We start from the raw sequence: 23,465 nt of genomic DNA, 5'->3' as shown, positions 1-23,465 counted from the left end.
GGGTAGTCGACACCCCGCCCCGAAACAACCGAACCACCGGTGGAGGCTGCCCCCGCCCCGTGCCGACTGGCCTACCGGTCCACCCCACCCACAGCCGCACCGGCCGCCGCCCCCACACACCCCACCGCCACAATCAGCGCATGCATCTGATCTCTGTCGTCCTCGTCGCCCTCATGGCGCTGCTGCACGCCTACATCCTGGTCCTGGAGATGTTCCTGTGGCAGCGCGGCCCGGGCCGCCGCTTCTCCGGCTTCGACGCCGAGCTGGCCCGCACCACCGCGCCACTGGCGGCCAATCAGGGCCTCTACAACGGCTTCCTCGCCGCGGGGCTGGTCTGGGGGCTGATCGCCGACGACCCGACCGGCTACCGCGTCCAGATCTTCTTCCTGTCCTGCATCGTCGTCGCAGGCGTCTACGGCGCGGCCACCGCCAACCGCCGCATCCTCTTCGCCCAGGCGCTGCCCGCGGCCGTGGCCCTCGCCACGGTCATCGCGGCCGGCTGAGCACGGCGCCGTGGCCTGAGAGCTTCATCACAGGTCACGGCCACCGAGGGAGCCGTGCCGACGCAGTGAGGGGCACGACGTGTCGAACACAACACCGCACAACGAGAAGAGGCGGCATCGTGATTACGATGCCGCCTCTTCGACGGTGCGCGAGGGGGGAGTTGAACCCCCACGCCCTTGCGGGCACTGGAACCTGAATCCAGCGCGTCTGCCTATTCCGCCACCCGCGCATTGGGTGTGTCCTCGGGCTCTTCCCTTGCGGTCCGGCGCCTTCCGACACGCAGAACATTAGCACGCCGTCCAGGGTGGATTCACATCCCTTATCCCCAGGCAGCCGCCGTGCAGCGGGCATGCGGAGACCGTGCGGATGCCATGCGGCGGCCGTACAGTCGCCCACCAGCACAGTCGGAACGGCACGCCGGCCGGCCCGCCCCGGGACCGGCCGAGCGGGGGTGCCCCGCGCTCCGTATCAACGAGAACCTGTTCACGTATCAACCTCGTACCGGTACCACGCATCTCCCCAGGAGCCGGTCGGGGTCCACAGTCGGGTGCGGGACACTGGTCTCCGGCCGCCTCTACGATCCATGGCAAGACTGTGTGTGTGAGGAGTTCGAAGGGGAGCTCCACAGGGAACTTCGAGGGCGTCGACACCTGTCGACCGGGCCGACAGGGGGAACCAGCCGATTCACCGGCGCGTGGATACGATCAGTAAGCAGTACCAGGTAAGGCAGTGCCCGCCCCGCGGGAAAAAGGACGAAGCAGGCAACGGAGGAGGTGCCCCATGGGAGTCCTGAAGAAGTTCGAGCAGCGTCTCGAAGGTCTGGTCAACGGCACCTTCGCCAAGGTGTTCAAGTCCGAGGTCCAGCCCGTGGAGATCGCGGGAGCGCTCCAGCGCGAGTGCGACAACAACGCGACCATCTGGAACCGCGACCGCACGGTCGTCCCCAATGACTTCATCGTGGAGCTCAGCGCCCCGGACTTCGAGCGTCTGAGCCCCTACTCCGGCCAGCTCGGCGACGAGCTCGCCGGCATGGTCCGCGACTACGCCAAGCAGCAGCGCTACACCTTCATGGGCCCGATCAAGGTCCACCTGGAGAAGGCCGACGACCTCGACACCGGCCTGTACCGCGTACGCAGCCGTACGCTCGCCGGTTCCACCGACCAGCAGGGCGGCGGCCAGCCGGCCCCCGCACCCGCCGCCCCGGCCGGGCGGCCCGGTGGCGGTGGTGGCGCCCAGGGCGGCTACGGCTACCCGCCGGCCGCCGCACCCGCGGGCGCCCCGCCCATGCCGGCCGCGCCGCCGCCCGGCGGCCGCCCCGGAGGTTACGGCTACCCGCAGCCCGCGGGCGGCCAGCGACCCCCCGCCGCGCCCGCGGCCGGTGGCCGCACCCGCTACTGGATCGAGATCAACGGCACCCGCCATCAGATCTCCCGCGCGACGCTGGTGCTGGGCCGCAGCACCGACGCCGACGTGCGGATCGACGACCCCGGCGTCTCCCGCCGGCACTGTGAGATCCGGACCGGAACGCCCTCGACGATCGCGGATCTCGGGTCCACCAACGGCATCGTGGTGGACGGGCAGCACACCACCCGCGCTACGCTCCGCGACGGCTCGCGGATCGTCGTGGGCAGTACCACCATCATTTACCGGCAAGCCGAAGGGTGAAGCGGGGGCAATGTCAGAGCTGACCCTCACGGTCATGCGGCTGGGTTTCCTGGCCGTCCTGTGGCTGTTCGTGATCGTGGCCGTGCAGGTCATTCGCAGCGACCTGTTCGGAACGCGCGTCACACAGCGCGGATCGCGTCGCGAGGCCGCACGGCCGCAGCAGGCCGCACGGCAGGCGGCGACCCCGCCGCAGCAGCGCGGCCAGCAGGGCGGCGGCCGCCAGCGCCGTAACGCCCCTTCCAAGCTGGTCGTGTCCGAGGGCACGCTCACCGGCACCACCGTCGCCCTGCAGGGCCAGACCATCACCCTGGGCCGGGCGCACGACAGCACGATCGTGCTGGACGACGACTACGCCTCCAGCCGGCATGCCAGGATCTACCCGGACCGCGACGGCCAGTGGATCGTCGAGGACCTGGGCTCCACCAACGGCACGTACCTCGACCGAACGCGGCTCACGACCCCGACACCGATTCCGCTGGGCGCGCCGATCCGCATCGGCAAGACCGTCATCGAGCTGCGGAAGTAGTACGACAATGAGCGAGCGGAGCGAGCACGCAGTGGCGGCCCCCACCAGGGGCCCCGGCGCGCTCCCGACCGGAGGGTGGGCACCGTGCGGATGTACCCGGAGCCGACGGGCGAGGTGCGCATGAGTCTGTCACTGCGCTTCGCCGCCGGATCGCACAAAGGCATGATCCGGGAGGGCAACGAGGACTCCGGATACGCCGGTCCCCGCCTGCTCGCCATCGCCGACGGCATGGGCGGCGCCGCCGCGGGCGAGGTCGCCTCCTCCGAGGCCATCTCCACCATCGTCGCCCTCGACGACGACGTCCCCGGCTCCGACATCCTCACCTCGCTCGGTACGGCCGTACAGCGCGCCAACGACCAGCTGCGCGCGATGGTCGAGGAGGACCCGCAGCTGGAGGGCATGGGCACGACGCTCACCGCCCTGCTGTGGACCGGACAGCGCCTCGGCCTCGTCCACGTCGGCGACTCACGCGCGTACCTGCTCCGCGACGGCGTCCTGACGCAGATCACCCAGGACCACACCTGGGTGCAGCGCCTCGTCGACGAGGGCCGCATCACCGAAGAGGAAGCCACCACACACCCCCAACGCTCCCTGCTGATGCGGGCGTTGGGCAGCGGCGACCATGTCGACCCCGACCTCTCCATCCGCGAGGTCCGCGCCGGCGACCGGTACCTGATCTGCTCCGACGGCCTCTCCGGCGTCGTGTCCCACCAGACCCTGGAGGACACCCTCGCCAGCTACCAGGGCCCGCAGGAGACCGTCCAGGAGCTCATCCAGCTCGCGCTGCGCGGCGGCGGCCCCGACAACATCACCGTGATCATCGCCGACGTCCTGGACCTGGACACCGGCGACACCCTGGCCGGGCAGCTGTCCGACACCCCGGTCGTGGTCGGCGCGGTCGCCGAGAACCAGCAGCACCACCTGCACGACAACGGCATCATGCAGACCCCCGCCGGCCGCGCCTCCGGGCTCGGCCGCCACGTGCCCGGACAGGGCGGCGGGGGCGGCGAGTTCGGCCCGCCCGGCTCCGGGGACACCACCGGCTACGTCCCGGCGGGCAGCTTCGGTGAATACACCGACGACGACTTCGTCAAGCCCCGCAAGGGCCGCAAGTGGCTGAAGAGATCCTTCTACTCGGCCCTCGCGCTCGCCGTCATCGGCGGCGGCCTGTACGGCGGCTGGCGCTGGACGCAGACGCAGTACTACGTCGGCACCAACGAGGAACACGTCGCCCTGTACCGCGGGATCAGCCAGGACCTGGCCTGGGTCTCGCTCTCGAAGGTGGAGAAGGACCACCCCGAGATCGAACTCAAGTACCTGCCGCCGTACCAGAAGAAGCTCGTCGAGGGGACCATCACCGAGGGCGGTCTGAAGGACGCCCAGGCGAAGATCGACGAGCTCGCGCTGCAGGCGTCCGCGTGCAAGAAGCGGGCCGAGCAGCAGTCTGCACAGAGCGAGCAGAACTCCAAGACGGGCGAAGGCGAGGCCGGAGGCACCACGGGAACCACCCGTACCTCCCTTACGTCCAAGGCGACACCGACACCGAATCCCTCGGCGTCCACCCAGTCCCCGCCCCCGTCCTCCTCCACCTCCCCGACCCCGTCTGCGACGCCGAAGCCCGGCCCCACTCTCTCGGAGGAAGAGCAGAAGGTCGTCACGAACTGCGGTACGCAGTAGGCAAGCCGTGAGAGGCCCCGTCACACCATGAGCAGTACTACGAACTCGCCGACGCACCATACGTCCACGATCGGCGCGATCGGCGCGCCGAGCAGGCGCAACACCGAGCTCGCGCTGCTGGTGTTCGCGGTTGTCATTCCGGTGTTCGCCTACGCCAACGTGGGGTTGGCGATCAATGACCAGATCCCTCCCGGACTGCTGAGCTACGGCGTCGGGCTCGGCCTGCTCGCAGGCATCGGACATCTGGCCGTCCGGAAGTTCGCGCCGTACGCCGATCCTCTGATGCTGCCGCTGGCAACCCTGCTGAACGGCATCGGCCTGGTCGTGATCTGGCGTCTGGACCAGTCGAAGCGACTTCAGCAGAGCGACGCCTTCGTCCAGGCCGCACCGCGCCAGTTGCTGTACTCCGCGATGGGCGTCGCCCTGCTGGTGACTGTGCTGATCTTCCTGAAGGACCACCGGGTCCTGCAGCGCTACACCTACATCTCCATGGCCGCCGCGCTGTTCCTGCTGGTCCTGCCGCTCGTGCCCGGACTCGGCGCGAACATCTACGGCGCCAAGATCTGGATCAAGATCCCCGGCCTCGGCACCCTCCAGCCTGGCGAGTTCGCGAAGATCATCCTCGCCGTCTTCTTCGCCGGCTACCTCATGGTGAAGCGAGACGCCCTGGCCCTGGCCAGCCGTCGCTTCATGGGCCTTTACCTGCCGCGCGGACGCGACCTCGGTCCGATCCTCGTCGTCTGGGTGATCTCGATCCTCATCCTGGTCTTCGAGACCGACCTCGGTACGTCGCTGCTGTTCTTCGGAATGTTCGTCATCATGCTGTACGTCGCCACCGAGCGGACCAGCTGGATCGTCTTCGGTCTGCTGATGTCCGCGGTCGGCGCCGTCGGCGTGGCGAGCTTCGAGTCCCACATCCAGACACGTGTACAGGCCTGGCTCGACCCGGCCCGCGAGTTCCAGCTCAGCCGCTCCGGTGTCAGCGACGGTGTCGTCCACTCCGAGCAGGCCATGCAAGCCCTGTGGGCCTTCGGCTCCGGCGGCACCCTCGGAACCGGCCTCGGCCAGGGCAACTCCGACCTCATCGGCTTCGCCGCCAACTCCGACTTCATCCTCGCCACATTCGGCGAGGAGCTGGGCCTGGCGGGCGTCATGGCGATCCTCCTGCTCTACGGCCTGATCGTGGAACGCGGTGTGCGCACGGCACTCGCGGCCCGCGACCCGTTCGGCAAGCTGCTCGCCGTCGGCCTGTCCGGTGCCTTCGCCCTCCAGGTCTTCGTCGTGGCCGGCGGTGTCATGGGCCTCATCCCGCTGACCGGTATGACGCTGCCGTTCGTGGCGTACGGCGGATCCTCCGTCATCGCCAACTGGGCCCTGATCGGCATCCTGCTGCGCATCAGCGACACCGCACGCCGCCCGGCGCCCGCCCCCGCGCCCAACCCCGACGCCGAGATGACCCAGGTGGTCCGTCCGTGAACAAGCCCCTACGCCGGATCGCGATCTTCTGCGGACTTCTGGTCCTGGCGCTGCTCATCCGCGACAACTGGATCCAGTACGTCCAGGCCGACGAGCTCAGGACCGACAAGAACAACCGCCGCGTCGTCATCGAGCGCTACGGCACACCCCGCGGCGACATAATCGTCGACGGCAAGGCCATCACCGGCTCGGAGGAGACCTCCGGCAGCGACTTCAAGTTCAAGCGCACCTACGCGAACGGACCCATGTGGGCGCCCGTCACCGGATACGCCTCACAGGCCTTCGGTGCCACCCAGCTGGAGTCCATCGAGGACGGCATCCTCACCGGCAACGACGACCGGCTGTTCTTCCGCAACACCCTCGACATGCTCACGGGCAAGGAGAGGGAGGGCGGAAACGTCGTCACCACCCTCAGCGGCGCCGCACAGAAGGCCGCGTACAACGGTCTGAAGAATCAGGGCGCCAAGGGCGCCGTCGCCGCCATCGAACCGTCGACCGGCAAGATCCTGGCGCTGGCCTCCTACCCGTCGTACGACCCCTCGTCCTTCGCCGGCAACTCCACGACGACCGACACCGAGGCGTGGCAGAAGCTCCAGAAGAAGAACAATCCCGACGACCCGATGCTCAACCGGGCGCTGCGCGAGGTCTACCCGCCGGGCTCGACCTTCAAGGTCGTCACCGCCGCCGCGGCACTGGAGCACGGCCTGTACACGGACGCCGACGCGAAGACGGACTCGCCGGACCCGTGGGTCATGGAAGGCACCACCACCAAGCTGCCCAACGAGGGCAACATCCCCTGCAAGAACGCGACCCTGAGGGTCGCCCTGCAGTACTCCTGCAACACCGTCTTCGGCAAGGTCGGCTCGGACCTCGGCAACGACAAGATGCTGGAGACAGCCAAGAAGTTCGGCTTCACCGAGGAGCAGTTCACGCCGGTCCGCACCAGCGCGTCGATCTTCTCCGACGACATGAACCCCTCGCAGACCGCGCTGTCTTCCATCGGCCAGTTCAACACCGCCTCCACCCCGCTGCAGATGGCCATGGTGGCTTCCGCCGTCGCCAACAACGGCACCCTCATGAAGCCGTACATGATCGACGAGCTCCAGACCAACAACCTCGACGCCATCGAGAAGACCGACCCCGAGGAGATGAGCAAGCCGCTGTCCGCGGCCAACGCGCAGATCCTGCAGTCGATGATGGAGACGGTCGTCGACGAGGGCACCGGTAAGAAGGCGCAGATCGAAGGCGTCAAGGTCGGCGGCAAGACCGGTACCGCCCAGCACGGTGTGGACAACAGCGAGAACCCCTACGCGTGGTTCATCTCCTACGCCAAGCTCAGCGACAACAGCTCGCCGGTCGCCGTGGCCGTCGTGATCGAGGACGAGAACGCGGTCCGCGACGACATCTCCGGCGGCGGCCTCGCGGCCCCCATCGCCAAGAGCGTCATGGAGGCGGTCATCGACAGCAAGAAGTGACCCCGCTCACGTCCCCTTCACATCGGTGCACGTTGCGATACCGGTCCTGTATCGGGTTACGGGCTTGGCCAGGTCACACAAGATGAGCCGGGTACGGTATGCCCGGACGGCACACCTCCGCACCCACAAGGGTGACGGCGGGACCGACGGAGAGGGCTGGTAGGTAGCTATGGAAGAGCCGCGTCGCCTCGGCGGCCGGTACGAGCTGGGCCAGGTGCTCGGCCGTGGTGGCATGGCCGAGGTATACCTCGCGCATGACACCCGGCTCGGCCGCACCGTGGCGGTGAAGACGCTGCGCGCGGACCTGGCGCGCGATCCGTCTTTCCAGGCCCGGTTCCGCCGGGAGGCCCAGTCGGCCGCCTCGCTCAACCATCCCGCGATCGTGGCGGTCTACGACACGGGCGAGGACTACATCGACAACGTGTCGATCCCGTACATCGTCATGGAGTACGTCGACGGCTCCACACTTCGTGAGTTGCTTCACAGCGGCCGCAAGCTGCTGCCGGAGCGCGCCATGGAGATGACCATCGGCATCCTCCAGGGCCTGGAGTACGCGCACCGCAACGGCATCGTCCACCGCGACATCAAGCCCGCGAACGTCATGCTGACGCGCAACGGCCAGGTCAAGGTGATGGACTTCGGCATCGCCCGCGCCATGGGCGACTCCGGCATGACGATGACGCAGACCGCGGCAGTGATCGGCACCGCCCAGTACCTCTCGCCGGAGCAGGCCAAGGGCGAGCAGGTGGACGCCCGCTCGGACCTCTACTCCACCGGCTGCCTGCTGTACGAGCTCCTGACGGTGCGGCCCCCCTTCGTGGGCGACTCCCCCGTCGCCGTCGCGTACCAGCACGTACGGGAAGAGCCGCAGGCCCCCTCGGTCTTCGACCCGGAGATCACGCCCGAGATGGACGCGATCGTCCTGAAGGCGCTGACCAAGGACCCCAACTACCGCTACCAGTCGGCCGACGAGATGCGCGCCGACATCGAGGCCTGCCTCGACGGCCAGCCCGTCGCCGCCACGGCGGCCATGGGCTCCGTGGGCTACGGCGGCTACCCGGACGACCAGCCGACCACGGCCCTGCGCTCCACGGACGCCGGCGCCACGTCGATGCTGCCGCCCATGAACCCGGACGACGGCGGCTACGGCTACGACGACCGCCCGGACCGGCGCCGCCAGCAGAAGAAGTCGAACACCTCGACGATCCTGCTGGTCGTCGCAGCTGTGCTGGTGCTGGTGGGCGCCGTCCTGATCGGCAAGTGGGTCTTCGACGGCGAGAACGCGAGCAACAGCCAGGTGGCCGTGCCGAACCTCATCGGTGACACGGAACAGGGCGCCAAGGCGCTCCTCACCAACAGCGACCTGAAGCTTGGGACGGTCACTCCGAAGGAGTGCGAGAACCAGCCCAAGGGCAAGATCTGCGACCAGGACCCTGACTCCAAGATCAAGGTCGACAAGGGCTCCACGGTCAACATCGTGGTGTCCACGGGCGCGCCGAAGGTCACCGTGCCGAGCGTGATCGGTCTGAAACTGGGCGAGGCAAAGCAGCAGCTCGAGGAAGACGACTACCAGTTCGTCGTCAAGACCGAGACCCGCGAGACCTCCTCGGACGACCCGAACACCGTCCTCGACCAGGACCCACGGCGCGGCGAGGAGGTCGAGAAGGGCTCGACGATCACCCTCACCATCGCCAAGGCGGAGGAGAAGTCCACCGTCCCGGACGTCCTCGGCAAGACCTGTGACGAGGCCAAGGCGCAGATGACGGCCAACGAGCTGGTCGGCACCTGCACCGACGTGGAGACCCAGGACCCGAACCAGGTCGGCAAGGTCATCGCGACCTCGCCCGAGGCGGGCAGCGAGGCCAACAAGAACTCCACGGTGACGATCCAGATCGGCAAGGCGGCCGCGCAGCAGCAGGTACCGGTGCCGACCGTGACCCAGTTGTCGCTGAAGGACGCCAAGAAGGCCCTCCAGGATGCAGGACTGACCGTGGGCAACATCGGCGGTTCCCAGGACGACAACGCCGTCGTCCTCACCCAGGACCCCCAGCCGAACACCCAGGTCCCCCAGGGCACCGCGGTGAACCTGATCGCAGTCGCCCAGAACGGCAACAACGGCGGCGGCGACAACGGCGGGATCTTCGGCGGCGTGACGGGAACGTCGGCCCGCACGGAGGACTGACCTCGCACCAAGGCCCTACACCAGAGCCCCGGCACCTTCAACAGGTGCCGGGGCTCTGGCGATCTCCTTGCTCGAGCGGGCGTACATACCGGTAGAAGCCGTACGAACGAGGTTGAGCCCCATGGGCTGCGAATACGCGCCGAGCCGGGTCCTGCGCGACGGCCGGTGCAGCGGCTTCTGCCGGCCATCGCACAGGAGTGCCCATGTCGATCGTGTCTTCATATCTGAAGCTTCGTTGATCGGGTGGGGTGGGGAGCCAGAGCTCTGCCCCGGCCATACGGCCACACCAGGATCGGAAGGGCAGAACGTGATCAACGAATCGGCACTGCTGGAGTCGAAGAGCCTGCGCGACAGCGTGCTGGAACGCACCCACGTGCTCGACAGAGTGAAGGCACTGTCGTTGCTCCCGGACGGGATGCATGTGACGACGGCGATGGTGGCCGTGTATTTCGGCGTCACCGCCGATGCCATCCGACAGCTCACCAAGCGCCACCGCGAAGAGCTGGAAACCAACGGCATAGTTGTACTGCGAGGCCCTGAGCTGCGGAACTTCGAGAGTGACAACATGTCACTCTCGCTGGGCAGCAATTCACAGGCTCGTCGAAGCCTCACCATCTACCCCCGCCGCGCTGTCCTCAACGTCGCCATGCTCCTCCGAGACAGCGACGTCGCACGTCAGGTGCGTGTGTACCTCCTTGACATGGAGTACGCGGCCCGCGCACAGCCTGTGGAAAACCCTGCCCCCACCGACAGCGCCTCCCTCGACGACCGCATCGACCAACGCATCACCCACATCCTGGGCAAGACCGTCGTCCCCATGTTCAACGCCCTGATCGAAACGTCAGGCGAGCACCGCAGGGAGATGATCGCGCTGCGCGCAGGCGTCCAGCGCATCGAACGACGACTCCACCAGCACCACGCCCGGCTGCAGAGGCTCGAAAGGCCTTCCAGCCTCGTCGCCCACGCAAGAGGTTCGCGCCCTACCTCAACATCACGAGCCCTGAACACAAGGAGGCCCGAAGCTGCAAGAGGAAGTTGCGGCTTCGGGCCTCCACCATGCTAGGGGACTGAGGTCTCCGGAGGACCTCAGTCAGTCACGCAGTTCCTCCGGCGGCGTCCGCTCCTCGTCCACCTTCTCCACCCGCTCCAGCTCGCCCCACACGACATACCGGTACCGGCTCGTGTAGATCGGCGTGCACGTCGTCAGCGTGATGTAGCGCCCCGCCTTCGTCTTCCCCGACTCCTTCGGGATGGCGGAGAGAACCTTCACGTTGTACTTCGAGGTCTCCGGCAGGACGGCGTAGACCTTGTAGACGTACCAGTCACCCTTCGTCTCGAAGACGATCGGGTCGCCCTTCTTGACCTTGTGGATGTTGTGGAACTCCGCGCCATGGCCGTCACGATGCGCGGCGACGGAGAAGTTGCCCTTCTTGCCCGAGGTCGGCAGGGTCGCCTTGACTGGGTCGGTGTAGTAGCCGGCGACGCCGTCGTTGAGGATCTTCGACGTCGTGCCCTTCTCGACCAGGATGTCGTCCCCGCTCATCGTCGGCACGTGCAGGAAGCCGATGCCGTTCTTGGAGTCGAACTCGGCGGGACGGCCGGAGTCCTCGTCCTCGTGGGCCCAGATGTCACGGACCTTGTCGGCCTGTTTGTCCGCCGCGCGGTCGGCGACGACGTTCGTCCACCACAGGGAGTAGACGACGAACAGGCCCAGCACCAGGCCCGCCGTGATCAGGAGTTCGCCGAAGACGCTGACCGCCGCCGCGATCCGGCCCCTGCCGCGGCGGCGTGCCGGGGGGCGCGGTGCTGCGGGGGCGGCCGTCTGCTCTTCGGTGCCGTCGGTGGTCGCTGCCACTTTTTCATCTGCCCTTAACTGACGAGCGCATCCGGCTTGCCCTTGCTGCGCGGCCGTTCCTCGACCATCTTGCCCCAGACGATCATCCGGTACTTGCTGGTGAACTCCGGCGTACACGTGGTGAGTGTGATGTAGCGGCCCGGCCCGGTGAAGCCCGACCCCGGTGGAACAGGTTCCAGCACGCTCACATTGCTCGGCGACGTCACCGGCAGGATCGACGCCATCTTGTAGACGTAGTACTTGTCCTGCGTCTCCACGACCATCTCGTCGCCCTGTGCGAGCCGGTTGATGTACCGGAACGGTTCACCATGGGTGTTGCGGTGCCCGGCGAGCGCGAAGTTGCCGGTCTTGGCATCCGGCATCGCCGTCTTCAGCTTGCCCTCGGCGTAGTGGCCGACCATGCCCCGGTCGAGCACCCTCTTGTTGTTGATGCCCTCGGCGATCGGGACCACGACGTCCAGCTTGGGGATGTGCAGGATGGCGAAGCCCTGCCCCGGCTGGAAGGTCCCCGGGTTGCGCTTGCCGCTCGCCCAGTCGTCCTGGAGGCTGCTGGCCTCCCTGTCCGCCTGGGCGTGCGCCCGGACGTTCGTCCACCACAACTGGTAGCTCACAAACAGCAGCATCAGCACGCCGGTGGTGATGAACACCTCACCGATCGCCCGGCTGGCGAGGACACCCGCGCTGGGCTTACGTGCCCTTGCCTGTCTGCGGGCCTCCAAGCGCGAGAGGGGGGCCTGCGAGGATTCCGAGCCCGTCTCGGCATGCTCCGACGCCGCGTGTGAACCACCACGGCGCCCGTGCCGCCGCTTGGCGGCCTTTCTGCGGGCCGCACGGCCGCCCGTCGGGGTTCCTGTGGCGGAAGCTGCGGAAGAGGCGGCAGAAGCCGATACGCGGCCACCGAGGGGCGGCGGATCGGGTACCCGCAGGGCCACCGTCTCGTCGTCCGCGGGCGGTATGTACGGCTCCGCATACGGTTCCTCGTACGGCTGTCGAGCCGCGGCGGCCCCCTCGGTGCCGTAGCCCTCGGTGCCGTAGCCCGCGTCGACGCGGTTCTGCGTTCCGTAGCCGTCGGTGCCGTACGTGTATCCGCCGCCGTAGCCGTCACCGCCGTAGCCCTCGGCGCCCTGCCCCTGCCCGTGGCCCTGAGTGACGTGGCCCTCCTCGCCGTACCGCTCCCCGAGCGCACCCGGCCCCCCATACGGCTGCTGCCCGTACGAGGTGCCCTGGTCGCCGACGCCGCCGTAGGAGTCCGTGAAGGACTCCCCGTACGTGGCGCCGGACTTGCGCTCGGGGCGCAGCGCGGTCACGCCGTGGCCCTGCCCACCACCGGGGCGAGCCCCGTCGACCTCGCCACCGCGCCCTGGTCGCCACACTCCACCAGCCAGTTGGCCAGCATCCGGTGCCCGTGCTCGGTCAGCACGGACTCCGGGTGGAACTGCACGCCCTCGACGGGAAGTTCACGGTGACGCAGGCCCATGATGATGCCGTCGTGCGTCCGTGCGGTGACCTCGAGGTCGGCCGGCACCGTCTGCGGCTCGGCGGCCAGCGAGTGGTAGCGGGTCGCGGTGAAGGGTGTCGGCAGGCCGGCGAAGACACCCTTGCCCCCGTGCTCGACCAGCGAGGTCTTGCCGTGCAGCAGCTCGGGCGCACGGTCCACGACACCGCCGTACGCCACCTGCATCGACTGCATGCCGAGGCAGACGCCGAAGACGGGCACCCCGGTCGAGGCACAGTGGCGCACCATCTCGATACAGACACCGGCCTCCTCGGGCGTGCCCGGACCCGGGGACAGCAGGACGCCGTCGAAACCGTCCTGCGCGTGCGCCGTCGACACCTCGTCGTTACGCAGCACCTCGCACTCGGCACCCAGCTGGTAGAGGTACTGGACCAGGTTGAAGACGAAGCTGTCGTAGTTGTCCACGACGAGAATGCGCGCGCTCACTGGTTGTCCACCGTCACATCGTTGAAGGGCAGGAGCGGTTCGGCCCACGGGAAGACGTAGTTGAACAGGACGTAGACCACGGCCACGACCAGAGCGAGCGAGAGCAGCGCCCTCACCCACGCGTTCCCCGGCAGATGCCGCCAGATCCAGCCGTACATGCCGTCCCTTCCGTCGCACCACGGCACCAGACTCACGCCGTACAGCCACCAGACTAACGGCGCAACGCCTCCGGTTTCCCGGCCTCCACAGGCTGAGTGGAGTCGAGATGGGCCCACACGATCAGCCGGTGACTGTGACCCCACTCGGGATCACAGGTGGTCAGGGTCAGATAGCGGCCTTCACGCGTGTACCCCGACTTACGGGGCACAGGGTCAATCACCTCAATGTCGGTGGGCACGGTTTTGTAGGGGCCTTTGTCGATCCGATACGTGAACCAGGTCGTCCCGTCCGTCAGCACCACCGCATCGCCGGGCCGCAGCCTCGGGAAGTCCTTGAAGGGGTCGCCGTACGTGCGCCGATGACCGGCGACCGAGAAGTTGCCCTTCTGCCCGAGCTGGGCGGTGTTCGCGTAGTGGCCGAGCCCCTTCTTGAGGGTCTTGGTGGCGGTGCCTTCGAGGACCGGCTTGTTCCACGTGAAACCAAGGCGCGGGATGTGCATGATCGCGAAGGGCTTGTCCGCGGCATACGGGGCCGGCTTCGGCGGACCCGTGGTCGCACCCGGACTCGTGGCGGCGCCCGGACTCGCCGAACCGCCGGGGACCGCGGGCGTCGGGCGTACCGCCCCCAGCGCCCACTGGTCCTGTAACTGATCGATCTGGTCGTCCATGACGTTGTCGGCCTTCACGCCGGTCCAGAACAGCACATAGGCGACGAAAAGGACGATCACGGTTCCGACGGTGACGCACAGTTCGCTGACGGTCCTGACGACGACACGCACCGGCAGCTCCAGAGAGGGGCTCACTCACTCCACAGGCTTGGCGTACTGCAGATCCACTGTGCCCGAGTAACCCGGCAGAGTCACCGTCCCGTCCTCGGTGACTTTCCAGCCAAGACCGTAGACATTGACGTACACCATGTAGTTCTGAATCGCCGCCGAGGCCGCGAGCGCCTGCTGCATCTTCTCCGGATCACCAACCGCCGTGATCTTGTACGGCGGTGAATAGACCCGGCCCTGGAGGATCAGGGTGTTGCCGACGCAGCGGACCGCGCTGGTGGAGATCAGCCGCTGGTCCATGACCTTGATGCCCTTGGCACCGCTCTGCCACAGCGCGTTCACCACCGCCTGCAGGTCCTGCTGGTGAATGACCAGGTAGTCGGGCTGCGGCTCGGGATAGCCGGGGAGCTTGGCGGTGGCGTTCGGCGGCGCGTCGTTCAGCGTGACCGAGATCGCCTCGCCCGTCAGCTTCTGCGTCCCCGCGTTCTTCTCCAGGGCAGCCAGCTTGTCGTCCTCGGCCTTGGTGCTGCCGTCGTCGCGCTCGGCCAGGGCCTCCACGTCGTCCTGCAAGGCCGCGTTCGACTCGCCCAGCTCGCCGTTCTTGTGGCTGCGCTCGTGGATCAGGTCCGAGAGCTTCAGCAGCGAGGCGTCCGTGCGGATATTGGTGCCCTTGGCCGTGTTGAAACTGGTGAAGAAAATAAGCCCGGCGAGAGCGAAGACAGCCGCGGTCAGCACCCGCACCGGCCGGAATCGGCCGCGTACAGGGCTGGATCCCGCCCCGGGGGAGTCGGCAGAATTGCTCAACGTACCCTTATCTCCTTCGGCGCCGCGGAAGCACTACGCTAACGGACGCCCGGGGGAGCATTCAGAGTCCCCTTGTACGCTGCCCCGAGCCAGCCACAGTTCCCTGCGCGGCCACGCAGCGCATCGACAGGAGAGACCCTCGTGCCGAAGTCACGTATCCGCAAGAAGGCCGACTACACGCCGCCGCCGTCGAAGCAGACGACCGCGATCAAGCTGAACAGCCGCGCCTGGGTCGCGCCCGTGATGCTGGCCATGTTCCTCATCGGTCTCGCCTGGATCGTCGTCTTCTATGTGACCGACGGTTCGCTGCCCCTCGATGCACTGGGCAACTGGAACATCGTCGTCGGCTTCGGCTTCATCGCCGCCGGCTTCGGCGTCTCCACACAGTGGAAGTAGCGGTCGAGGCGACACCTTGAGCGGCAGTCGACGCGGCGGCCGCTTCATGGTGAACGGAGCTCTGCCCAGGGCTATCCGCTGAGTTATCCACAGCCTTGCAGCAATTTCCACAACCTGACTGGGGAAAAGACGACGATCTGTGGATAACCCATCGGGCGTTGACGCCGGTACGACAGCCACACCGGTCACCCGAAGGGTTCTCGAACCCACGTACGCCCCCTCCCTGACCTGCGGAAACGCAGGGCTCAGGCAGGGGGCGTAGCTGTTCCCGCACCGTGCGCACAAGATCCGCCACACGCTGTGGACAACAGCGCCGCTCACGTGGATAACGGGGCGGCTCAGGTGAGCTTCAGGTGAGCTGGAGCGTTCTCAGCACCGTCATCAGGGCCACCGCGGCCAGGACCAGCGCGCATGTGCCGTACTGCACCAGCGCACGACGCTCGCGCGGGGCGTGGACCATGGCGTAGCCGATGATGACGCCGGCGACGAGGCCGCCGATGTGGGCCTGCCAGGCGATGTTGCTCCACCCGAAGGTGAAGATCAGGTTGATCACCAGCAGGGCGATGATCGGCCGCATGTCGTACTGGAGCCGCCGCATCAGGATGGCGGTGGCGCCGAAGAGGCCGAAGATGGCGCCGGAGGCGCCGAGCGAGGCTGTGGTGGGGCCGGCCAGTAGGTAGGTGAAGGCGCTGCCTGCGAGGCCGGAGCAGAGGTAGAGCGCGATGTAGCGGGCGCGGCCGAGGGCGGCTTCGAGGGGGCCGCCGAGCCACCACAGGCTCAGCATGTTGAAGGCGAAGTGCCAGATGGCCTCATGTGTGAACATCGAGGTCGCCAGGCGGTACCACTGGCCTTCGGCGACGCCTTCGGTGGGGTTGAAGGGGGCGGGGGGCCAGGAGCCGATGAGGACGAGGTCGTTCAGGAGCGTTGTGCTGGTCTGCACGGCGATGAAGACCGCGAGGTTGATCCCGATGAGGATCTTGGTGAGCAGGCGCGGGTCGGCGGCGATGGTGCCGCCTGCGATGGTGCGGGGGCGGGCGGCGTCAGGTGCGTGTCCGGTGCCGGAGCCGCCGCGGACGCAGTCGGGGCACTGGAAGCCGACGGAGGCGCTGACCATGCATTCGGGGCAGATGGGGCGTTCGCAGCGGGTGCAGCGGATGCCGGTCTCGCGGTCCGGGTGGCGGTAGCAGACGGGCAGGCTCTGCGCGTCCTGCGGGCTGCCTGCCGACTGGTCCATGAGGGTCCCCTAGGTCGTCGTACGCGATGCACGTCCTCATACATCGCCCCGCTCATCCTTACGGACGAGCGGGGCGATTGGTTCCCTGCGGGAGGTGTCGGGCTCAGCCCTCACGGGTCTCGACGACTACCGACTCGATGACGATGTCGTTGAGTGGGCGTTCGGTGCGCGGGTTGGTCTGGACGCTCGCGATGGCGTCGACGACTTTCTGGCTGGCCGGGTCGGTGACCTCGCCGAAGATGGTGTGCTTGCGGTTCAGCCAGGTCGTCGGGGAGACGGTGACGAAGAACTGGGAGCCGTTGGTGCCGGGTCCGGCGTTGGCCATGGCGAGCAGGTACGGCTTGTCGAAGCGGAGGTCGGGGTGGAACTCGTCCTGGAACTGGTAGCCGGGGCCGCCCGTGCCGTTGCCCAGGGGGTCACCGCCCTGGATCATGAAGCCGCTGATGACCCGGTGGAAGACCGTGCCGTCGTAGAGCTTGGCCTTGGACTTCTCCCCGGTGGTGGGGTTGGTCCACTCACGCTCGCCCTTGGCGAGTTCGACGAAGTTCTTGACCGTGATCGGCGCGTGGTTCGGGAGGAGCCGGACCTCGATGTCGCCTTGGTTGGTCTTGAGGGTGGCGTAGAGCTGCTCGGCCACGATCTGCCTTCCGTTGTCTTCCTGTGACCCCACGATCCTCGCACGTACGGCGACAGCCGTCCCCGGCGCTCGTTCATCGGTACGCAACCTGGCGGATTGCTTGCAGAAAACCCGACGAGTCGGTCCGTGGCGGGGGCGCGGCGGGGAGAACCGTGGCATTGTCGACGACAAGCCACCGTTGCCCCGCATTGGTCCGTTATTGCACTTGATCAAGTTCATGGGCACCCAAATGCCCGCCCTCACATGCAGCGCAGCGTTCTGACAGGCATGATCCGTAAAAGTGTGGAAAGTCGAATTACCGTACGCCACCGTGGAGGAGGAACCCGTGACCCGCATCGACAGCGTGCGCGCCGCGACCGGCTCGGCGAAGGACAGCGTGCTGCACGCCGCGGAAGTGGTGGCGCCCTACGCCGACACCGCCAAGGACAGGGCCGCACACTACGCGCACGAGGCACGCGTACGGCTCGCGCCGAAGGTGACGCAGGCCACCGAGCAGGCCCGCGCCCAGGCCCGCCTGCAGTACGGCGCGTATGTCGCGCCGCGCCTGGAGCAGGCCCTTGCCCATGTGCCGCCGGGCGTCGACAACGCCGCGCACGAAGCCGCCGTCCGTACTCGTAAGGCTGCCCGGCAGGCCGCTGAGTACTCCCGGCCGAGGCTTGAGCAGGCAGTGGCCGCGGCCGGACCCGTGAGGGACGAGGCCACCGCGCGTGGTGTGGCTGTTATGGCTGCGCTGCGTGGTCAGGTCTCGGCGAAGGAGATCGAGAAGCTCGTCCGTAGGCACGAGCGGCGCGCCAAGGCCGGTCGTGCTGTGAAGGTGCTGGCGGTGCTCGGCGCGCTCGCGGGCGGAGCGTTCGCCGCGTGGAAGTGGTGGGACAAGCAGGCCAACCCGGACTGGCTGGTCGAGCCTCCCGCTGCGACTGAGGTCCCCGAGTCGAACCGTCTCAGTTCGGTGGACGGCAGCGGCAAGTCCGGACTCGATCCCGAGGTCCAGGCGAAGGAAGCCGAGGAGGAGGCCGCGCGGCGCGACGACGGCCTGTAGGACGGGGGCCGGCAGGGCGAGGACCGGTGATGTGAAGGCCCGGCTACGGTCGGGGTGTTGAACTGCGTTGTGGGGCGGGAGACTTGAGGGTCTCCCGCCCCACAGCGGTGTTTCACGTGAAACGCCGGTCACGTCCGCCGTCGTGATGGCAGAGGGGCGAGTCGGCGGCGGCGCCGGGCGGCGTCCTGCATCACCGGGGGCGGCGTGGCGAGGGCGCGTATTCGGTCGGTGAAGTCGGGGTCCGGCAGCGGAAGGTCCAGGTCGTCGTCGACGTAGGCAACGGCGGCGGGGATGTAGTGCAGGACGGCGTTGACGGGGTCGGGGACGGGTGAGCAGTCGGGTTTGAGGGCGCGCAGGACGCGGAGGGTGGTGCTGATCTCGTCCTCGGGCTCGGGTCCGGAGTCCTCGACGCGGATGGCGGCGTCCGCTCCGACGGCGCCCTGGCCGGGTGGGTCGTCCGTCTCGGGCCGGACGCTGCGGGCGTACCGGGCGTGCTGTGTCTGCCACCAGTCGGCGACGCCGGGTTCACCCAGGGCGCGGTGGTGCAGATAGAGGCAGTAGCTGGCGGCGGAGTCGCCGGCGCCTGCGGCGTACTGCCACCAGAAGCGTGCCGACTCCTCCCGTGCGCAGAGCTGAAGCATGCAGCCGAGGACCCGGGCTCCCGGGGGTTGGGGCAGGGCTCGAGCGAGGAATTCCTCAAGGTCGGCGAGGGCGTCGGTGTGGGTGATGACCGTCTCGCAGAGGGTCTGAAGATCGTCGGCGGCGGAGCGTTCGTCGGCCGGAGGAGCCTGGCCCGGCGGGATCGGCGGGGCCTGGTCGGCGGTGGCGTCTGCCGGGTTCGGGTGGGTGGGGTGCGGGAAGGAGGCTGCGCGCGCGGACAGGCGTTCGGCCGCCGCCTCTATGGCTGCCTGGGTGTAGGGCGGACGGAGGAGGCGTGCCCGCCCGAGCAGCTCGTCAATGGGCGATGTCATCGGCATTCCCTTCGTCGGTCGGCCCTTCGCCGGTCGGCCCTTCGTCGGTCGGCCCTTCGCCGGTCGGCCTTTCCGCGCCCGTGCAGGGCTCGGCTTCCGCACGGGATTCCGCGAGGCTCTTCTTCACCCCGTACGCGTGCTGGAGGCGCCGTTTGGCGTGGCGGACGGTGGAGCGCACACCGGCCGGGGTGATACCGAGGGCGGCCGCTATCTCGACCGCGTTGTAGCCGAGCCCGAAGTGCAGGAGGACCACGTCCATCTGACGCGGTGGCAGCTGGCCGATCTCCGCGTAGAGGTTGAGGCTTTCCTCGAGTTGGCTGATGGGGTCGACGGCCCGGTCCAACGCCACGGTCTCGAAGGCCTCGCCGATGAGTGCCGGACGGCGGTCGCGGGTGCGGGAGTGGTCGATGGTGCTGTTCTTGAGCACACGCCAGGCGTATGCGGCGGGGTTCTCTTTGGACAGCACGGTGTTCCACGCCTTCAGCAGTTGCTCGAAGGCGGCGTCGACCGCTTCCTCGGCGTCGTGCCAGTTACCGAGCCTGGACTTGGCCCAGTTGACGTACAGCGGCCGGTACATCTGGTGGAAGGCCTCGAAGTCCAGCGGCAGTTTCTTCATGCGCGGGGCGCGAGGGGCTTGGCGCGGCAGGTCCTGACTCACGATGCCTGCCCTTCGTGGTGGGGGTCCTTGGCGGCCTCGGTGAGGTCACGCCGCATCTCGCTGATGCCCGCTCGTACTCCGGCCGCGGCCAGCCGACGCAACAGAACGACCGCGTCACGGCCGAACACCCGTAGGGCGAGCGCCGCCAGGATCACCTCACCGGCAATGTCCATCGTCACTGTGCTGTTGTGCCTTCCTGATGCAAGGCGAGGCCGCTCAGCACCCCCGGTGGGCCTCGGGACGGCGCGTGTTTACGCCCTCCGCCCACGATGACGTTTGCAACGGCCCGTGTGTGCAAGTCCCGCACAGATTTTCTTAACGGAGCGCATCCTTCTGATTACGCCGTCACGTTCACGCCAGCTCACACACGGCATGCCCGCCCGGGCCCGCCACCCTGGCGCCACGTCCGCCACCTGCGCACCGATCTCGGGGACTGCGCCGATGCCACACATTTGCGCAAACGTCTGCAACTGCCCCGCGGGCTGCCACGTGACGCACGTCACTCAGGAGATCGCGTCCGTCCGGGACCGGGGCATACAAAAACCGGCCAGAGGCGACGAGGCATCTGACCGGTCCGGAGTGTGGAGCCTAGGGGAGTCGAACCCCTGACATCTGCCATGCAAAGACAGCGCTCTACCAACTGAGCTAAGGCCCCGGAAGGGGAGCAACCAACCGGAAGAACCACGTACCGGCGGGCGCCGCAGACCAGAGTACCGGGTCGCCCCCCGTATCTCGCAAAAAGATTGGGGGTCCCGATGAACGACCACTCTCCGTAAGATGCTCGGCGTGGTTCGCTACAGCGAACCGCGGTTTTGGGGAAGCGATGGGGAGACGCAATGGACGCCGCACAGCAGGAAGCCACCGCAAGAGCGCGGGATCTGCAGCGGAACTGGTACGGGGAGCCGCTGGGGACGCTCTTCCGTAAGCTGATCGACGATCTTGGTCTGAACCAGGCTCGTCTCGCGGGGGTACTGGGGCTGTCCGCACCGATGCTGTCGCAGCTGATGAGCGGACAGCGGGCGAAGATCGGTAACCCGGCCGTGGTTCAGCGGGTGCAGCTGCTGCAGGACCTGGCAGGGCAGGTCGCAGACGGCAGCGTGAGCGCTGCGGAGGCCACCGAGCGCATGGAGGAGATCAAGAAGTCGCAGGGGGGTTCGGTTCTGAGCAACACGACGCAGACCACGAGCAGTTCGGGTGCGCCCACGGTCAAGCGGGTGGTCCGCGAAATCCAGTCCCTGCTGCGTTCGGTGGCGGCCGCCGGAGACATCATCGACGCCGCGGACACCCTCGCCCCCACCCACCCGGAACTGGCAGAGTTCCTCCGGGTGTACGGCGCCGGCCGCACGTCCGACGCGGTCACGCACTACCAGTCCCACCAGAACTGACCCCGAGGCCCGGTCGCCGAAGGGGGTTCGGCAACCGGGCCGACGGCCTGCATCCTGAGCGGGCACGAGGGGCCGGGCATATCCCTCGCCGCGGCCAGGCGGCGAGAAGGGGAGTCGGCGAGGGGAGTCGTATCGCTCGTCGAGGGGGAAGCAAGGGGGGTAGTCGAAGGGGGAGGGGCGACGCACAGCCATGGGTGAGGTCTTCGCCGGCCGGTACGAACTGGTCGACCCGATCGGACGCGGAGGCGTCGGCGCCGTCTGGCGTGCCTGGGACCACCGCCGCCGCCGGTATGTGGCCGCCAAGGTGCTGCAGCAGAGCGACGCGCACTCGCTGCTGCGGTTCGTCCGCGAGCAGGCACTGCGGATCGATCACCCCCATGTGCTCGCGCCCGCCAGCTGGGCCGCCGACGACGACAAGGTCCTGTTCACCATGGACCTGGTGGCCGGCGGGTCGCTGGTCCATCTCATCGGGGACTACGGCCCCTTGCCGCCCTCCTTCGTCTGCACGCTCCTGGACCAGCTCCTCGCGGGACTGGCAGCTGTCCACTCGGAGGGTGTCGTCCACCGCGACATCAAGCCCGCCAACCTGCTCCTCGAAGCAACCGGCACCGCCCGCCCGCGCCTGCGTCTGTCCGACTTCGGTATCGCCATGCGGCTCGGTGAGCCGCGTCTGACCGAGACCAACCTCGTGGTGGGAACGCCCGGTTATCTCGCGCCCGAGCAACTCATGGGCTCGGAACCGGACTTCCCTGCCGACCTGTTCGCCGTAGGACTGGTGGCGCTTTATCTGCTGGAGGGCGCCAAGCCTGACGTCAAGGCGCTCGTCCAGTACTTCACCGCGCACGGAACTCCCGGTGCGCCCACGGGCATTCCCGAGCCGCTGTGGCAGGTCGTGGCCTCGCTGCTGCAGCCGGATCCACACGCGCGGTTCCGCACGGCCACGGGGGCGCGCAAGGCTCTGGCATCGGCCGTCGAACTCCTGCCGGAGCCCGGTCCCGATGACGAGCTCATCGAGATCTTCGACCAAATCGGGCCCCTGCCTTCGGGGTTCGGGCCGGACGGGCCGTTCAAACGGGCGCCCGGCATCGAGGAGAGCACGGGGGCCTCGCTCCAGTTCGGCGCGGGCACGGCCTCGGGCTCTGCAGCGACTGCGAACACCGGTTCTGTGTCCACGCCTCCCGGCTCCGGGTCGGCGGCGCGCGGCGCCGGGTACGCAGCCACCGGCAACGGCACCAGCTCGGGTACTGCCCCGAGCGATCCACGCCAGGGCGTGGCCGGACCGGCTTCCGCCCCGGCTTCCGCTTCGGCTTCGACCCCGGCTTCCGCTGCGGCTTCGACCCCGGCTTCGGCTTCGGCTTCGGACGTAGCGCCGTCGCAGTCCCCGCCCGCCCCGCACGCCGCCCCCCACCCGGGCCCACAGTCGCCCGCCGCCCAGCAGACGTCCGCCGCCTCGCAGCCCAACACCGGAAGCGACAGGGATGCGCGGGACGGGCGCCTCACCATGTCGGACACCGGCAGCTTCCACTTGCCACCCCCGCAGGCCACCTCCTCCTCCCTTCGGACTCACACGCCCCCGCCCCCGCCGCACCCAGCACAGGGCCAGGGCCAGGGCCAGGGCGAGACAAAGGGCCAGTGGGAGTCCGGCCAGGCACAAGGCCAGAGAGAGTCCGGCCAGGCACACCCCGGCGTGCAGCATCACTCGCCCCACGGCTCCCCCTACGACACCACCCACGTGCTGTCCTCCCCCCACCCGCACACACCGCAGTACCCGTCTCAGCCCCCGACGCCGGTGCAACACCAACGCGTCGATGCCTCTACTGCTTCGTACACCGCTCAGAGCCCGCAGGTTCCACCATCGGCGCCCCCAGTTCCGCAGCCGCACCGCCGCGGCGGGCACCGCGCCACCCGCCGCGCCGCCCACGGCATCGCGCGCCGCCCAGGCCCACCCGCCAAGGTGGCGATCCCGCTCCTGCTGCTGGCGCTTGCCTGTTACGCCGTGGGTTTCTGGGCGCTGACCCGCGTCTGAGGCCGCCGAGGTGCCGGAGGACGCCGGTCGGCCGCCCCGGCCCCGCCGGGTTCACACGCCATGGGCCGACCGGTGGGCA

Annotated in this window: 23 protein-coding genes and 2 tRNA genes; 12 read left to right on the top strand and 13 right to left on the bottom strand. The window is 68.3% G+C overall.

Features of this window, described 5'->3' with window-relative positions; translation table 11 throughout:
• Positions 1-140 precede the first annotated feature (140 nt).
• Positions 141-503, top strand: a complete 363-nt coding sequence (locus ACFY5C_RS06685; RefSeq protein WP_389441259.1) for a DUF1304 domain-containing protein — start codon at positions 141-143, stop codon at positions 501-503.
• 146 nt (positions 504-649) lie between these two features.
• On the opposite strand, the gene ACFY5C_RS06680 is transcribed toward ACFY5C_RS06685, so the two are convergent.
• Positions 650-733, bottom strand: a tRNA-Leu gene (locus ACFY5C_RS06680).
• Between the two features lie 551 nt (positions 734-1,284).
• On the opposite strand from ACFY5C_RS06680, the gene ACFY5C_RS06675 reads away from it, so the two are divergent.
• The 7 genes from ACFY5C_RS06675 (at position 1,285) to ACFY5C_RS06645 (ending at position 10,568) form a co-directional block, all read left to right on the top strand.
• Positions 1,285-2,169, top strand: a complete 885-nt coding sequence (locus ACFY5C_RS06675; RefSeq protein ID WP_389441256.1) for an FhaA domain-containing protein — start codon at positions 1,285-1,287, stop codon at positions 2,167-2,169.
• Between the two features lie 10 nt (positions 2,170-2,179).
• Positions 2,180-2,695: an FHA domain-containing protein gene (locus ACFY5C_RS06670; RefSeq protein WP_383608365.1), complete on the top strand. Its 516-nt coding sequence runs from the start codon at positions 2,180-2,182 to the stop codon at positions 2,693-2,695.
• Positions 2,696-2,785: 90 nt separating this feature from the next.
• Complete coding sequence (locus ACFY5C_RS06665; RefSeq protein WP_389442180.1) at positions 2,786-4,372, top strand: Stp1/IreP family PP2C-type Ser/Thr phosphatase; 1,587 nt, start codon at positions 2,786-2,788, stop codon at positions 4,370-4,372.
• Between the two features lie 27 nt (positions 4,373-4,399).
• A complete protein-coding gene (locus ACFY5C_RS06660) occupies positions 4,400-5,848 on the top strand; it encodes an FtsW/RodA/SpoVE family cell cycle protein (RefSeq protein ID WP_389441253.1) in 1,449 nt (482 codons plus the stop codon).
• A complete protein-coding gene (locus ACFY5C_RS06655) occupies positions 5,845-7,323 on the top strand; it encodes a peptidoglycan D,D-transpeptidase FtsI family protein (protein WP_389441250.1) in 1,479 nt (492 codons plus the stop codon). The genes ACFY5C_RS06660 and ACFY5C_RS06655 overlap by 4 nt, the downstream gene beginning before the upstream one ends.
• Before the next feature lie 169 nt (positions 7,324-7,492).
• Positions 7,493-9,505 (top strand): Stk1 family PASTA domain-containing Ser/Thr kinase, encoded by a 2,013-nt coding sequence (pknB, locus tag ACFY5C_RS06650; RefSeq protein WP_389441247.1) that lies wholly within the window; start codon positions 7,493-7,495, stop codon positions 9,503-9,505.
• A gap of 307 nt (positions 9,506-9,812) precedes the next feature.
• A complete protein-coding gene (locus ACFY5C_RS06645) occupies positions 9,813-10,568 on the top strand; it encodes a restriction endonuclease (protein WP_389441245.1) in 756 nt (251 codons plus the stop codon).
• Positions 10,569-10,595: 27 nt separating this feature from the next.
• Here the strand turns inward: ACFY5C_RS06645 and ACFY5C_RS06640 are convergent, their stop codons facing one another.
• The 6 genes from ACFY5C_RS06640 to ACFY5C_RS06615 are packed head-to-tail and all read right to left on the bottom strand — an operon-like array spanning position 10,596 to position 15,040.
• Positions 10,596-11,360: a class E sortase gene (locus ACFY5C_RS06640; RefSeq protein WP_389441242.1), complete on the bottom strand. Its 765-nt coding sequence runs from the start codon at positions 11,358-11,360 to the stop codon at positions 10,596-10,598.
• A 14-nt stretch (positions 11,361-11,374) separates the two neighbouring features.
• Complete coding sequence (locus ACFY5C_RS06635; protein WP_389441240.1) at positions 11,375-12,667, bottom strand: class E sortase; 1,293 nt, start codon at positions 12,665-12,667, stop codon at positions 11,375-11,377.
• A complete protein-coding gene (locus ACFY5C_RS06630) occupies positions 12,664-13,302 on the bottom strand; it encodes an aminodeoxychorismate/anthranilate synthase component II (protein ID WP_389441238.1) in 639 nt (212 codons plus the stop codon). Before ACFY5C_RS06630 ends, ACFY5C_RS06635 begins: the two co-directional genes overlap by 4 nt.
• Complete coding sequence (locus ACFY5C_RS06625) at positions 13,299-13,496, bottom strand: hypothetical protein (RefSeq protein WP_164905044.1); 198 nt, start codon at positions 13,494-13,496, stop codon at positions 13,299-13,301. Before ACFY5C_RS06625 ends, ACFY5C_RS06630 begins: the two co-directional genes overlap by 4 nt.
• Before the next feature lie 17 nt (positions 13,497-13,513).
• Positions 13,514-14,239 (bottom strand): class E sortase, encoded by a 726-nt coding sequence (locus ACFY5C_RS06620; RefSeq protein WP_389442177.1) that lies wholly within the window; start codon positions 14,237-14,239, stop codon positions 13,514-13,516.
• Positions 14,240-14,263: 24 nt separating this feature from the next.
• Complete coding sequence (locus tag ACFY5C_RS06615; protein WP_389441235.1) at positions 14,264-15,040, bottom strand: DUF881 domain-containing protein; 777 nt, start codon at positions 15,038-15,040, stop codon at positions 14,264-14,266.
• 141 nt (positions 15,041-15,181) lie between these two features.
• On the opposite strand from ACFY5C_RS06615, the gene crgA reads away from it, so the two are divergent.
• A complete protein-coding gene (crgA, locus tag ACFY5C_RS06610) occupies positions 15,182-15,436 on the top strand; it encodes a cell division protein CrgA (RefSeq protein ID WP_328425900.1) in 255 nt (84 codons plus the stop codon).
• Between the two features lie 349 nt (positions 15,437-15,785).
• Here the strand turns inward: crgA and ACFY5C_RS06605 are convergent, their stop codons facing one another.
• Together ACFY5C_RS06605 and ACFY5C_RS06600 are read right to left on the bottom strand one after the other, a co-directional pair.
• Positions 15,786-16,670, bottom strand: coding sequence for a rhomboid family intramembrane serine protease (locus ACFY5C_RS06605; protein ID WP_389441232.1), 885 nt, complete (start codon positions 16,668-16,670; stop codon positions 15,786-15,788).
• 103 nt (positions 16,671-16,773) lie between these two features.
• Positions 16,774-17,307: a peptidylprolyl isomerase gene (locus tag ACFY5C_RS06600; RefSeq protein ID WP_389441230.1), complete on the bottom strand. Its 534-nt coding sequence runs from the start codon at positions 17,305-17,307 to the stop codon at positions 16,774-16,776.
• 325 nt (positions 17,308-17,632) lie between these two features.
• Here ACFY5C_RS06600 and ACFY5C_RS06595 point away from each other — a divergent pair, with 325 nt between their 5' ends.
• Entirely contained in the window at positions 17,633-18,346 is a 714-nt protein-coding gene (locus ACFY5C_RS06595; RefSeq protein WP_389441227.1) for a DUF5324 family protein, read from the top strand.
• A 128-nt stretch (positions 18,347-18,474) separates the two neighbouring features.
• Here ACFY5C_RS06595 and ACFY5C_RS06590 read toward each other — a convergent pair whose 3' ends face one another.
• The 4 genes from ACFY5C_RS06590 to ACFY5C_RS06575 all read right to left on the bottom strand — a co-directional run bounded on the left by ACFY5C_RS06590 (position 18,475) and on the right by ACFY5C_RS06575 (position 20,630).
• Entirely contained in the window at positions 18,475-19,317 is an 843-nt protein-coding gene (locus tag ACFY5C_RS06590; protein WP_389441224.1) for a hypothetical protein, read from the bottom strand.
• Entirely contained in the window at positions 19,301-19,975 is a 675-nt protein-coding gene (locus ACFY5C_RS06585) for an RNA polymerase sigma factor (protein WP_389441222.1), read from the bottom strand. The genes ACFY5C_RS06590 and ACFY5C_RS06585 overlap by 17 nt, the downstream gene beginning before the upstream one ends.
• Positions 19,972-20,154 (bottom strand): hypothetical protein, encoded by a 183-nt coding sequence (locus tag ACFY5C_RS06580; RefSeq protein WP_389442243.1) that lies wholly within the window; start codon positions 20,152-20,154, stop codon positions 19,972-19,974. Before ACFY5C_RS06580 ends, ACFY5C_RS06585 begins: the two co-directional genes overlap by 4 nt.
• Positions 20,155-20,557: 403 nt before the next feature.
• Positions 20,558-20,630, bottom strand: a tRNA-Ala gene (locus ACFY5C_RS06575).
• 181 nt (positions 20,631-20,811) lie between these two features.
• On the opposite strand from ACFY5C_RS06575, the gene ACFY5C_RS06570 reads away from it, so the two are divergent.
• Both ACFY5C_RS06570 and ACFY5C_RS06565 read left to right on the top strand, forming a co-directional pair.
• Positions 20,812-21,360, top strand: coding sequence for a DNA-binding protein (locus ACFY5C_RS06570; protein WP_328880513.1), 549 nt, complete (start codon positions 20,812-20,814; stop codon positions 21,358-21,360).
• Positions 21,361-21,550: 190 nt separating this feature from the next.
• A complete protein-coding gene (locus tag ACFY5C_RS06565; protein ID WP_389441219.1) occupies positions 21,551-23,386 on the top strand; it encodes a serine/threonine-protein kinase in 1,836 nt (611 codons plus the stop codon).
• The last annotated feature ends 79 nt before the right edge of the window (positions 23,387-23,465 follow it).

Source organism: Streptomyces sp. NPDC012935, from assembly GCF_042900345.1.
Lineage (GTDB): Bacteria > Actinomycetota > Actinomycetes > Streptomycetales > Streptomycetaceae > Streptomyces.
The sequence above is the reverse complement of the archived record's forward strand: the minus strand, read 5'-3'. Positions and strand labels throughout refer to the sequence as shown.

Coding starts and splice junctions, on each gene's coding strand:
- ACFY5C_RS06685 (WP_389441259.1), top strand. CDS start 141: ATGCATCTGATCTCTGTCGTCCTCGTCGCCCTCATGGCGCTGCTGCAC.
- ACFY5C_RS06675 (WP_389441256.1), top strand. CDS start 1,285: ATGGGAGTCCTGAAGAAGTTCGAGCAGCGTCTCGAAGGTCTGGTCAAC.
- ACFY5C_RS06670 (WP_383608365.1), top strand. CDS start 2,180: ATGTCAGAGCTGACCCTCACGGTCATGCGGCTGGGTTTCCTGGCCGTC.
- ACFY5C_RS06665 (WP_389442180.1), top strand. CDS start 2,786: ATGTACCCGGAGCCGACGGGCGAGGTGCGCATGAGTCTGTCACTGCGC.
- ACFY5C_RS06660 (WP_389441253.1), top strand. CDS start 4,400: ATGAGCAGTACTACGAACTCGCCGACGCACCATACGTCCACGATCGGC.
- pknB (WP_389441247.1), top strand. CDS start 7,493: ATGGAAGAGCCGCGTCGCCTCGGCGGCCGGTACGAGCTGGGCCAGGTG.
- ACFY5C_RS06605 (WP_389441232.1), bottom strand. CDS start 16,670: ATGGACCAGTCGGCAGGCAGCCCGCAGGACGCGCAGAGCCTGCCCGTC.
- ACFY5C_RS06590 (WP_389441224.1), bottom strand. CDS start 19,317: ATGACATCGCCCATTGACGAGCTGCTCGGGCGGGCACGCCTCCTCCGT.
- ACFY5C_RS06570 (WP_328880513.1), top strand. CDS start 20,812: ATGGACGCCGCACAGCAGGAAGCCACCGCAAGAGCGCGGGATCTGCAG.
- ACFY5C_RS06565 (WP_389441219.1), top strand. CDS start 21,551: ATGGGTGAGGTCTTCGCCGGCCGGTACGAACTGGTCGACCCGATCGGA.